The organism is Microcoleus sp. K5-D4 (assembly GCF_036704575.1).
Taxonomy (GTDB): Bacteria; Cyanobacteriota; Cyanobacteriia; order Cyanobacteriales; family Microcoleaceae; genus Microcoleus.
In genome coordinates this window covers 18,562-30,249 of sequence record NZ_JAUBSD010000093.1, presented here as the reverse complement: position 1 = coordinate 30,249, position 11,688 = coordinate 18,562, and the positions used below count along the sequence as shown (strand labels likewise).

Annotated in this window: 9 protein-coding genes; 4 read left to right on the top strand and 5 right to left on the bottom strand. The window is 47.2% G+C overall.

The genetic code is table 11. From position 1 onward, the window contains the following. The 4 genes from QUA77_RS23680 to QUA77_RS23665 all read right to left on the bottom strand — a co-directional run. Positions 1 to 3,080, bottom strand: a 3,080-nt coding sequence (locus QUA77_RS23680; protein WP_333452875.1) for a DUF4347 domain-containing protein, incomplete at its 3' end; no start/stop codon positions are given. Positions 3,081 to 3,892: 812 nt separating this feature from the next. Further along, positions 3,893 to 6,001 carry a prolyl oligopeptidase family serine peptidase gene (locus QUA77_RS23675; protein WP_333452873.1) on the bottom strand — a complete coding sequence of 703 codons (2,109 nt, stop codon included), beginning with the start codon at positions 5,999 to 6,001 and terminating at the stop codon, positions 3,893 to 3,895. Between the two features lie 346 nt (positions 6,002 to 6,347). Beyond that, a complete protein-coding gene (recR, locus tag QUA77_RS23670; protein ID WP_333036394.1) occupies positions 6,348 to 6,941 on the bottom strand; it encodes a recombination mediator RecR in 594 nt (197 codons plus the stop codon). A gap of 152 nt (positions 6,942 to 7,093) precedes the next feature. Beyond that, the gene (locus QUA77_RS23665) at positions 7,094 to 7,462 is read right to left on the bottom strand and encodes a translation initiation factor (RefSeq protein ID WP_190737631.1); all 369 of its coding nucleotides are present in this window, start codon (positions 7,460 to 7,462) and stop codon (positions 7,094 to 7,096) included. A gap of 12 nt (positions 7,463 to 7,474) precedes the next feature. Between QUA77_RS23665 and QUA77_RS23660 the strand changes: the two genes are divergently transcribed. From QUA77_RS23660 to QUA77_RS23645, 4 genes are all read left to right on the top strand, one after another. After that, on the top strand, positions 7,475 to 7,672 hold the full coding sequence (locus QUA77_RS23660; protein WP_333036392.1) for a hypothetical protein: 198 nt from the start codon (positions 7,475 to 7,477) through the stop codon (positions 7,670 to 7,672). Positions 7,673 to 7,701: 29 nt separating this feature from the next. Next, the gene (gene trpB, locus QUA77_RS23655) at positions 7,702 to 8,940 is read left to right on the top strand and encodes a tryptophan synthase subunit beta (RefSeq protein ID WP_333134538.1); all 1,239 of its coding nucleotides are present in this window, start codon (positions 7,702 to 7,704) and stop codon (positions 8,938 to 8,940) included. Between the two features lie 69 nt (positions 8,941 to 9,009). Beyond that, positions 9,010 to 9,516: a CAP domain-containing protein gene (locus QUA77_RS23650; protein WP_333452871.1), complete on the top strand. Its 507-nt coding sequence runs from the start codon at positions 9,010 to 9,012 to the stop codon at positions 9,514 to 9,516. Positions 9,517 to 9,652: 136 nt separating this feature from the next. Then, complete coding sequence (locus tag QUA77_RS23645; RefSeq protein ID WP_333452869.1) at positions 9,653 to 10,285, top strand: ribonuclease D; 633 nt, start codon at positions 9,653 to 9,655, stop codon at positions 10,283 to 10,285. 267 nt (positions 10,286 to 10,552) lie between these two features. Here the strand turns inward: QUA77_RS23645 and QUA77_RS23640 are convergent, their stop codons facing one another. Next, complete coding sequence (locus QUA77_RS23640) at positions 10,553 to 11,614, bottom strand: hypothetical protein (RefSeq protein WP_333452867.1); 1,062 nt, start codon at positions 11,612 to 11,614, stop codon at positions 10,553 to 10,555. Between the last annotated feature and the right edge of the window lie 74 nt (positions 11,615 to 11,688).

Genomic DNA, 11,688 nt, shown 5'->3' with positions numbered 1-11,688 from the left:
CCCAATCCAGGCACCGGGGCGCTGCTGTTTGGCCCTACCGTGAGGTTAGTAGGTGTCGCTACTGGTGGTTGGTTGGGTGTCGTTCCTGTTAAACCGAGATTCGCGTTAGCTGGGGGGCTAACTGCGCCGCTGTTATCTGTGGCGCTGTAGGTAAAATTGGCACCGGTAAAGCTACCTGTGGATTGGAAAAACAGTTGCTGCAACTGTGCTGGAGTCAAAACTTGACCTGGTGTCACTGGTACACCGCCGTTGGCTGGATCTCCTAAAAACAGGATTCCTTGGTCTGCTGGCGGCAGGGTGTTGATGGTGTAAGAGGCGATCGACCCTTCCGGGTCAGTTCCTCCCAATCCAGGCACCGGGGCGCTGCTGTTTGGCCCTACCGTGAGGTTAGTAGGTGTCGCTACTGGTGGTTGGTTGGGAGTTGGAGTCTGTGTCAGAGTTGTGGTGACTGTAGATGCGTTGTTGCCCGGAGTCGGGTCAGCGGTAGTTGAGGTACTTCTGGCGGTGTTGCTGACGCTGCCGGATGCAGGTGCGATGAAGCTGACTGTGTTGATGACGTTGCCACCGCTGCCTAAGCTGGGAATAGGTGAGAAGGTGACAATGCCTGTATTGGAATCGTAGACACCGCCGTTGACTCCTGTTAAGCCGGGAACGATGGTGTCGGTAACGGTGAGGTTTTCGGCTGTGCTGGGGCCGTTGTTGACTGTGGAAATCGTGTAAGTAACTATTTCACCCGGTGCTGCTGCCGTAGTCCCGGTTTTGGTGGTAACAACGTCGGCACTAGGTGTCAGAGTTGTGGTGACTGTAGCCAGCGGATCAGTGCCGTTGTTGTTTTCAGGAAAAGGATCTGGGGTAGCTGAGGTATTTCTGGCGGTGTTCTTGACGCTGCCGGATGCAGATGCAGGTGCGATGAAGCTAACTGTGTTAATGGCAGGAGGAGCACCGGAAGGCAAGCTGGGAATCGCTGGGAAGGTGACAATCCCAGTATCTGGATTGTAAACAGCCTCGTTGGGTAGACTAACTATTTTTAAACCGGGAACGATGGTGTCGGTAACGGTGACGTTTGCGGCTGTGCTTGGGCCGTTGTTGACTGTGGAAATTGTGTAAGTAACTGTTTCACCCGGTGCTGCTGCCGTAGTCCCGGTTTTGGTGGTAACAACATCGGCAAGAGCATCAACAATTGTAGTTGAGACTTGAGAGATGGGTTGGGAACTATTGTTGTTAGCTAGATTGGGGTCGAAAGTGCTGGAGGTGCTATAGGCAGTGTTAGTTAAGGCGGCGCCGACTGTTGGGGGAACTGTGGCGGTGATGGTGCGGGTTTCGCTAGCACCGTTAGCCAGAGTCGGAATCGCCGGCCAGATGACCGTCCTCGTTACGGTATTGTATGTGGCGAGGTCGGAGGCACTGACGAAACTTAAGCCTGCGGGCAGGGGATCTTGAATCAGGACGCTTTCGGCGCTGTTTGGCCCGTTATTTGTGGAGGTAATCGTATAGGTAATGGTGCTATTGGGTATGGCATAGAGCGGGCCTTTTTTAACAATGGAAACGTCGGCTACGAGTGTAGGCGGATCTATACTTTGGACGATGACATTGTTAACTTCGTGAATGTTTGTGTTTCCCCCTGTCGAAGCAGCAAAGCCAAATTTAAAAGTACGTGGAACTGCTCCGTTTACGGTTGCCAAATTTGGTATGTCGAGCAGTGTTTCGCCCGCATCAAATGTGCCGTTGCCGTTCAAGTCTAAGGCAACTGTCAGACGGTTAGGAAATGTTGGTGAATTCGCGGGAAACAATGTAACTTGGACGGTTCTTTTGGTATTAGCAGCGGTGCGAAAGGTGGCAGTTTGATTATCTATGCCACCGGGAACGACACTGCTAGTTAAAAAATTATAAGATCTGCTTTCGCTGCCTCTAATTCCTATTGAATCAGGCCGCTGCCCTGGGCCGCCCACACGCCCTCCCGCTCCTGATTGACTAGCAGAATAATTGCCAAACTCGTCTAATCCGATACCTAAATAACCTCCTACAATACCCGGTACGATTCCATCCCTATTATTCTGAGCATAGCCGAGAGAGCCGCCAAAGCCTCCCGCTTTTGTTGGCGTAGCTGTTCCGTCAATGAGGAAAAAACTAATGCCATCCGCACCAAGGAGAGGACTATTCTGTGGTGCAGAAGGATAAATGGCAGTACCTCTGTTATAGGCAAAGAAATCAAAGGTAACTCTCAAACCCTCAGTAGCAGAGATGGGGTTGTTGTAGATAACAAAAGCTGCTTCGTCAAACTTATTTGATGTTAATCTCAAAGTACCGCTTCCGGGTGGATCGCCAGTCCCTAAAGCGGGAATAACGCCACTGAGGTTTTGTGTACTACCTGCGGTTAAGCCTGGTGGATCGGATGCGCCAAAAATTCCATATATCCAAGGCCCGATTACGGTTGAATTTTTAAATTCTTCAGCCGCTAAGGTAGCCAGAACAGATGTGTAGCCTTCTAGGACTTCTTTTTCAAAGGCTATTTCGGTATTTATTTGTCCTGTAGTAATTTCTAATTCCCAGTCGCCACCTAATGCTGCACTCCCTGTTAGGTTGTTGGAAGCACCAATATTTGCTCCTGTTATTTCACTGAGTTTTTGTATGAATTTAATGCCGGATTCGCCGGCGGCTATGTTACAGCCGTAAAGCAGAATGTTGCCTTGCTCGCTAAGGGCTTTTCCCCACTGCTGCAGTTGGCTGCTGTAGGTTTCTAGATTATCAATATTAAGTTCTGTTGAGCCGATTTCTACTGCTGCTTCTCGGCCGTGAGAAACTATGTGCAGGCTGGTGATGCTGTTGCGCTGATCCAAAATTTCGGTGATTTGCTCGATCGCCTCCCTAGTAGGATTGAGTACAAATACTTCCGTTCCTGCTTTAATACCACCGATCAATTGCTGGTAGTTTTCTACTCGGGAGTCAACAATCACTAGAGATTTTTTCGCGTCCGGTTCTGCTGTAGAGCTTGCTTTCTCAAAAAAAAAGTTGTTCTTAGCGGCAATATTCGTAAATTTAGGTATTTTTACGGGTGTAAAATTCGGCAGATAGGAGATCATTTTCTTTATTCCCTGATTTACTTATTAGTTTTAACCTACCCAGCTTGAGAAAATTCCATAAACACCAAAATATAAATTTTTAATGAATTGTTTCTATAAATAGAATAATAATTACGTAGTTTGTGGGTTGAGATTTTAGGAAAGAATTGGACGAGGACTGCTGCGGGCGATCGCGGGTGGCTAGGGCGACAAATCACCGCAACTTCTATGCAAACGTTTTCGGGCTTTGACTGCGCCAGCCAAGTCTTTTTATGTGAGAATGGGCTATGCCAGAACTTGGAGATTGCGATCGCCAATTACTTACGCATTGCTGAAAAAAGGCAGTAATTCCGGTAACACGAAGCTTCTCAGTACGGTTGTAAGTAGGATTTTTTGTTGAATCTTCACCGTAAGCCCACTTAAAAAAGTGGTTTCCGAGAATTGGAAAATTTTTAATTTGCGATTCGATTTACTACTGTTGGCGATTGACATCGCCGCCAAATTCACTTATATTTAAGCTCTATCAAAAAATCATCATAAATACCACTAAAATATACAAAAATTAACATCGCGTCAGGCAAGTTAACACCAGCTAGGAGTTGACAAGTTGTACTAATCTATGATTTAAATTTTCGGGTGTTCACAGCCAAAGGTAGTGAAGCGATCGCAGGATTTGAGAATTGAACGCGAGATTTGCCCAAAAAATTCTTTCAAATACTAGGGTGAGGTGCTTTGTGCTGCGTGCATACCCTACGGGAGAGGCGGAAAAATTGAGGGTGGCGCGATCGCACTTTCTCGGACTCAGCCACCCCCAATTCCGCGCTTTTTAAACGTTAGTTAATATCCAGTTCCCGCACTAAAAAAGCCCATTCATCTGCCAATTCTTCAATCACTTTAGCGGTAGGTTTGCCGGCACCGTGTCCCGCTTTAGTTTCGATCCGAATTAACACGGGTTTTTCTCCGGCGTGGGTTTCTTGCAAGGCAGAAGCAAACTTGAAACTGTGGGCCGGAACTACTCGATCGTCGTGATCGGCAGTTGTAATCATTGTCGCCGGATAAGCCGTTCCCGGTTTGAGGTTGTGCAACGGAGAATAGCCGTGAATGGTGGAAAATTCTTCGGGATTTTCCGGCGAACCGTATTCAGAAGTCCAAGCCCAACCAATGGTAAATTTGTGGAAGCGCAACATATCCATGACGCCGACGGCCGGCAGTGCTGCACCGAACAATTCCGGTCGCTGAGTCATGCAAGCTCCCACTAATAAACCGCCGTTGCTGCCACCTGCGATCGCCAATTTGGCCGGTTTGGTATACTTGTTTTCGATCAACCATTCAGCGCCAGCTATAAAGTCATCAAACACGTTTTGCTTGTTCAACTTTTTGCCAGCTTCGTGCCATGATTCGCCGTACTCGCCGCCTCCCCGCAAACAGGCGATCGCATAAACTCCGCCCATCTCTAACCACACTATCCTGCTAACAGAAAAACTCGGAGTTAGCGAGATGCCAAAACCACCGTATCCGTAAAGGTAGGTGGGGTTATTGCCATCCAACTGCAAGCCTTTTTTGTGCGTAATAAACATGGGTACTTGCGTACCGTCTTTGCTGGGATAAAATACTTGTTTCGTCTCGTAATCATCGGGATTAAAATCGACCTTTGGCTGCCTATAAATCGTACTTTCATCTGTCACCATGTTGTACTGATAGATGGTGTTAGGTGCAGTGAAACTGGTGTAAGCATAAAAAGTTTCGGTGTCGTGCCGCTTGCCGCTGAATCCTCCCGCCGAACCGATTCCGGGCAAGGCAACTTCTCGCACGAAAGAGCCATCTAAGTTGAAAATTTTAATCTGGGTGTAGGCGTCTTTCAAGTAGGAAGCGACAAATTGATTGTTCAGGAGACCAATGCCTTCGAGAGTTTCTGCTGCTTCGGGGATAATTTCTGTAAACCCCCCCTCCCTGGGCGACGGGGGGGTTTCGTCACAGGCGAGGGATGAGGGAGGTGGGTTGTTGGTGTCGATCGCAATTACGCGGCCCAACGGTGCATTCAAGTCAGTTTGAAACCAGAAAAGAGAACCGTCATTGTCGATGAAACTGTACTCAGCCTCAAATTCGTTAATGAGTTCTACAACGGTTGATTCCGGTGCAGTTAAATCCTTGTAGAAAATCAAGTTTTTGGTTTCAGTTCCTTGCCAAACTGAGATAATCAAGTATTTGCCATCTTCGGTGACGCCGCCGCTAAATCCCCACTCTTTTTGGTCTGGTCGCTCGTAGATTAATACGTCTTCAGATTGGGGCGTGCCGATTTGGTGGTAAAACAGTTTTTGGTAATAGTTAACGTCTTCGTGCTTGCTTTTTTCATTGGGTTCGTCGTAGCGACTATAAAAAAAACCTTTGCCGTCGTGAGTCCACGATGCTCCTGAGAATTTAATCCACTTTAAATGGTCTGATAAATCTTCGCCGGTTGCCACGTCACGGACTTTCCATTCCTGCCAGTCCGAACCGGAACTTGACAAACCGTAGGCCATGTATTTGCCGTCTTCGCTGATAGCTATTCCACCCAGAGCAACGGTTCCATCTTCTGAGAGAGTGTTGGGGTCAATTAATACTTTTGGTTCGCTATCGAGAGATGTTAACGTGTAGAGTACGGATTGATTTTGCAGGCCGTCATTCTTGTAGTAGAAATAGCGAGATCCTTCTTTGAAAGGTATGCCGTATTTCTCGTAATCCCAAAGTTGAGTCAGGCGCTGTTTGATTTTTTCCCGCGCCGGAATTTCGTTGAGGTAGGCAAAAGTGACTGCATTTTGGGCTTCCACCCAAGCTTGGGTTTCCTCAGAGTCGGGATTTTCCAGCCATCTGTAGGGGTCAGATACTTTGACGCCGTGGTAGTCGTCTGTTTGGTCGATTTTGCGGGTTGTGGGGTAGGTGAAAGGTCGATCGAATTTAGCCATGATTTTTTACTCTCGGTAACTTTGTCCAGTTTACCCTTTCGCGGCAGTGACGACAGGGAACAACGAAACTCAAGAGCAAAAACCAAATACCAAATAGCCGACAGGTTGAAACCTGTCGCTACACCGAAAAAACCCGCATCGGCGGGTTTCATATCTTACAATTGTGTCATTGCGAGGCTCAGCGAAGCAATCGCAAAAGCTTAGGATATAGCTGCCGTCGCATCAATTGTAAACTCTTCATCCTCTCTTCTCTTCCTACCCTTCGGGAACGGCTTCGCCGAACGTGCCCTTGGCGTCTTCGCGGTTCGTTTCTCTTATTTTTAAATCAGCCATCACCCGTTTTCAACTAATCCAACTCTCTCCTTCCTTCCAAAGCGCGAGCCAATGTAACTTCATCGGCATATTCCAAATCTCCCCCCATCGGCAAACCAAAAGCTATGCGCGTCACTAGGGTAAAAGGTTTTAATAAGTGACCGATATAAAGAGTAGTAGTTTCGCCTTCCACGCTGGGACTAATAGCAATAATTACTTCCTTAACCTTTTGCTGACTGACGCGCCGCACTAAAGGTTGAATGTTCAATTGTTCTGGGCCAATTCCATCCATCGGTGAGATAACGCCCCCAACAACGTGATATTTACCCATATATTCCCGCGTTTTTTCTAAAGCGATTACGTCGCGGGATTCTGACACTACACAAATGGTATGAGTGTCGCGGTTGGTATTGCGGCAAATTTCGCAAACAGGGTCAGCAGATAAGTGAAAGCATACTTGACAGAAACCTACTTGCTGTTTGGCATCAATCAAAGATTTAGCTAGGGCTTGCACTTCTTCTTCCGGTCGCTTCAAAATATGTAAAGCGAGCCGCTGGGCTGTTTTTGGGCCGACTCCTGGCAAGCGCTGCAATTGTTCGATTAAACGAGCTAAAGGTCGAGTGTACATTAAAAATTGGCGGTAATTGGTAAGATCATTTCTGGTTGATTCGCGCTCGTAGAATTGGCGCGATGTAGGGGCGGGTTTTACCAACCATCTATGTTTTAAACTAAGTATATCATAAACTCGTCCCGCCCATACACTGATGAGTATTGACTAATTTACCCTCCACTAATTTTAGCTTTGTAGCCTAACTTTGTAATAATTTCTAGCAGCTTTTGCTTATGTTCGCCTTGAATTTCGATTTCATTATCTTTGACTGTGCCGCCAGTACCGCATTGGGCTTTTAGCTGCTTGGCTAAAGTTGCTAATGTTTCGGGTTTTTCCTGAAAGCCGCTGATGACTGTAACTGTTTTGCCGCCGCGTCCTTTTCGGGATGCTTCGATTTTGAGGTTTTGTTGATTGGGGGGAACTTCGGCAACTCCCCGTTGAAGGGCTGCCGAGTTGTCAACGTTGCCAAATTCAGAGTAAACTATTCGTTTCCCCTCGGTTGTTTTGCTGTCAGAATCTTTGCGTTTGGATGCTGCCATAGGTTAAGATGCTTGAACTTTTTTACTGCTATTTCTAGTTTTAGCGGATTGGGGTATGGTTGCGATCGCTCGGAATGCGCTCTATCTTCTACTTATTGTATTAGCCCGTCAAGCGTTCAAGGAATTATAATGAAATTTGTGCGATCGCCTCAAGTCCACAACCGATTTGGTACGATCGATACCAAGCCTCTAGCTTACCCGCGAATCTAAAAAATCTAAAATCTAAAATCTAAAATCAAATGACAGTCACCCCCCTGCATCTCACCACCGAAACCAGCGCCCAACGCCCAGACTCTCTCGGCAGATTCGGCAAATTCGGCGGCAAATACGTCCCCGAAACCCTGATGCCCGCTTTATTTGAACTAGAAGCCGCTTTCCACAAATACCGCAGCGAACCGGAATTTCAACAGCAACTCCAACAATTACTCAAAGATTATGTCGGCCGCCCCAGCCCTTTGTATTTCGCGGAACGCCTCACCGAACACTACGCTAAAGCAGACGGAACTGGCCCGCAAATTTACCTCAAACGCGAAGATTTAAACCACACCGGTGCTCACAAAATCAACAACGCTTTAGCTCAAGCATTGCTGGCAAAACGTATGGGCAAAAAGCGGGTAATTGCTGAAACTGGTGCCGGTCAACATGGCGTTGCTACTGCTACAGTTTGCGCTCGTTTCGGTATAGAATGCGTTGTCTACATGGGCGTTCACGACATGGAAAGACAGGCTTTAAATGTGTTTAGAATGCGCTTGATGGGAGCCGAAGTGCGGCCGGTGGCGGCGGGTACGGGAACGCTGAAAGATGCGACTTCGGAAGCGATTCGCGACTGGGTGACAAATGTGGAGACAACTCATTACATTCTCGGTTCCGTAGCAGGCCCGCATCCTTACCCGATGATGGTACGCGATTTCCATGCGGTAATCGGTGAAGAAACGCGCGCTCAGTGTCAGGAAAAGTGGGGCGGTTTGCCGGATATTTTATTAGCTTGCGTCGGCGGCGGTTCTAATGCAATGGGTCTTTTCCATGAGTTTGTCGGGGAAGAAACTGTCAGATTGATTGGTATTGAAGCGGCGGGCGAAGGCGTGGAAACTGATAAACACGCTGCTACTTTGACTAAGGGAAGTGTGGGAGTTCTACACGGGGCAATGAGTTATTTGCTGCAAGATAATGAAGGTCAAGTGATTGAGCCACATTCGATTAGTGCGGGTTTGGATTATCCGGGTGTGGGGCCGGAACACAGTTATTTGAAGGATGCGGGCAGGGCTGAATATTATAGCGTAACTGATGCAGAAGCGCTGGGAGCATTTCAGCGGCTTTCGCAGTTGGAGGGGATTATTCCGGCTTTGGAAACTTCTCACGCGATCGCCTATTTAGAGACTCTCTGCCCGCAGCTAACAGGCAATCCCCGCATTGTGCTGAACTGTTCGGGACGCGGCGATAAAGACGTGAACACTGTAGCGAAGGTTCTGAATATCTAGGTTAGCGGAATGTGGGGCGATCGCTCTGTAGGAATTGGTAACAATTAACTTTATTTCTCGTTTGAGTTCATGTCCAAAGGTTTGATTTCGATTTGCTTGGGATTGTTGACAATCCTGCCTAAGTGTGACACCTCCATTCCTACGCGATCGCTGCCACAAACTCCCATGAATACTAATGTTGCTTCCAGTGCTATTACTGACTTAGAAAAAGCGGTTAACCAACAGATCAATCAATACCGAGCATCTAAAAAGTTGCCACCGCTGACTATCGATCCGCGAATCACTCAGATAGCAAGAATTCACAGCGAAAATATGGCTAACGGTAAAGTACGTTTCAGCCACGATGGATTTGAGGGGCGGGCGAAAGCAATTACTATTCCTTATAAAAGTGTAGCTGAAAATCTTGCTTACAATTTTGGCTACAACGACCCGGTACGCAATGCTGTTGAGGGTTGGATTAAAAGTGACGGCCACCGCAAAAATATGGAGGGTCAGTTTAATGTGACAGGTATTGGGGTTGCCAAAAATGCCAAAGGCGAGTATTATTTTACTCAGCTTTTTGTTCGCAGTCGGTAAGGTGAAGGAAGAAGAAAGTTGGGCAACGGATTCGCTCGACGGAGGTAACGGATGTAACGGATGTCAGGAAGAGGGAAGAGGGAAGAAGGCAGTCAACAGTTAACAGTCAACAGTCAACAGTCAAAAATTACTAATAATGGAATTTGCAGATTTTCAAGTGTGCGATGGTGATATTCCCGATTCTCTCTTATCTTATTATTTGACTGCGCCGGCGATCGCCGTTGATACGGAAACAATGGGTTTGCTACCCTGGCGCGATCGCTTGTGTTTGGTTCAGTTGTGCAATCCCGAAGGTAAAGTTGCAGTGGTGCGGATTGCCAAAGGCCAGACAGCAGCACCGAATTTAAAGAAGTTAATGGAAGCCGAAAATATTGAGAAAGTATTTCATTTTGCGCGCTTTGATATGGCAACAATGCGTTACAATTTAAGTATTGACATTGCACCAGTTTTCTGCACAAAGCTAGCTAGTAAACTTGCTAGAACTTATACCAACAAACACGGATTGAAAGAATTAATTCTAGAACTCGAAAAGGTAGAATTAAATAAAACAGCTCAAAGTTCCGACTGGGGAAATGCGACTAATCTTTCGGACGATCAACTAAATTATGCTGCTAACGATGTCCGCTATTTGCTGAGCGCTAAACAAAAGTTGACTGCTATGTTGCAGCGAGAAGAACGCTGGGAAATTGCACAGCAATGTTTTCAGTGTTTGCCAGTTTTTGTGAGTTTGGATTTATTGCAGTACAAGGATGTTTTTGAACACGGCTAATACCATTTTAGATTTTAGATTTTAGATTGGGAATGACTGATTACTACCAGGGTTTAGAGCAAGGGCATAAAGTTCCATTCTTTTGGGGAACTGGTATAATATGCTGTCACCTCGCAGAACTGGCATCAAATTGGTTTGTAGTGAAGCGTGAGTTTTCATAAAACTCGCTCGGACTAAAGTCCTCACTACAAACGTAATTATTATTATTTGACCGGACTTGATGTGAGTTAAAAAAAATTCAAAACAGTCATATATTGCTGATTAGGGCTACTCGGGATGGTGTTCGTGCAGCAAAGCTTCAATTTGGTCGTCAACATTTCTAACCACCTGTTCCAAAGCGGGCAACCCCTCTAAAGGCACAGGAGAAAGCCGAGTTCGATCGCGAATTTGATTCACTTTCCGCTGCAATTCTTCGGCCAGCCGCAGGGCGTCCCGACTCAAAGTAGACAACTGCTGTTGCTGGTAAAACCTCAAAGCTGCCCCCCGCAAAACTTGCAGGGTGGCTTCTTCCTTGCCACCCACCGTCATTACCCGCAAGCGCAACAGCAAATGAGTGTTTTGATATATGCGCTCAACTTCGACTTGTTTGGGCTGTTCCACCGGGCAAACAGGCATATCTGTCAGCCGCTTCAACTCGTCGATGACCTCTTGGAAAAGGACGATATCAATACCTTCGAGCATCGATTTCAAAACGCCATCTTGACTCCAAAGAATGCGACCTTGGGACTGGTGCCGCTCAAAAAACAGGCGACCGATACCCTCTCGCAGCACTCTACCGAGCAATTCTTGTAGGAGTTGGGGCGCGGGCAAAGTTGCCAAAACTTCCACTTGGCTTGACAAGTGCAAAGCCTCGACATTCAAAACCGATAGCTGTGTCGGTGTCGGGGGAACCTCAGCGCCAGCAGGTTTAAACCGCTCAGGAGCGGGCATCGATGGTTCTGGCACAGACAGCAGCGTTTCTGCATTGGGGCCTGAAGTTGCTGGTGCGGGTTTTTTGGGTGTTGGGGCTGCGGCGGTTTCTGTCTGGCTCGGTTCTCGGAGTTGGTTCCCGTGCAACAAGTAAGCTGAGAGCATCGAGCGCTGAGTTTCCGAGGCAATTGGCTCTGTTGTGACTGAGCAATTCATGTAAGCTAAAATCCGCTGCACGTAGTCCAAGGCGGAGTCATCTTGGGCATCGACTACGCCCAATTTAAACAGATTACCTTCTAGAGATAAAGGCAAAACTTGATAGTAAAGGCAAGCTTCAAAGGGGACAACTGTATCGATTAGGTGAAATATTCGATCGGAGTCCATTGTAGCTGCGGAGTCTGTTGAAGATGTATGTACCATTAGCTGCTTTGTAGTTGGAAGCGCGATCGAGCGCGACGCACCAACCTGATGCGATAAAATTAAACGCTGCAACT

Coding starts and splice junctions, on each gene's coding strand:
- QUA77_RS23675 (WP_333452873.1), bottom strand. CDS start 6,001: ATGGCTAAATTCGATCGACCTTTCACCTACCCCACAACCCGCAAAATC.
- recR (WP_333036394.1), bottom strand. CDS start 6,941: ATGTACACTCGACCTTTAGCTCGTTTAATCGAACAATTGCAGCGCTTG.
- QUA77_RS23665 (WP_190737631.1), bottom strand. CDS start 7,462: ATGGCAGCATCCAAACGCAAAGATTCTGACAGCAAAACAACCGAGGGG.
- trpB (WP_333134538.1), top strand. CDS start 7,702: ATGACAGTCACCCCCCTGCATCTCACCACCGAAACCAGCGCCCAACGC.
- QUA77_RS23650 (WP_333452871.1), top strand. CDS start 9,010: ATGTCCAAAGGTTTGATTTCGATTTGCTTGGGATTGTTGACAATCCTG.
- QUA77_RS23645 (WP_333452869.1), top strand. CDS start 9,653: ATGGAATTTGCAGATTTTCAAGTGTGCGATGGTGATATTCCCGATTCT.
- QUA77_RS23640 (WP_333452867.1), bottom strand. CDS start 11,614: ATGGTACATACATCTTCAACAGACTCCGCAGCTACAATGGACTCCGAT.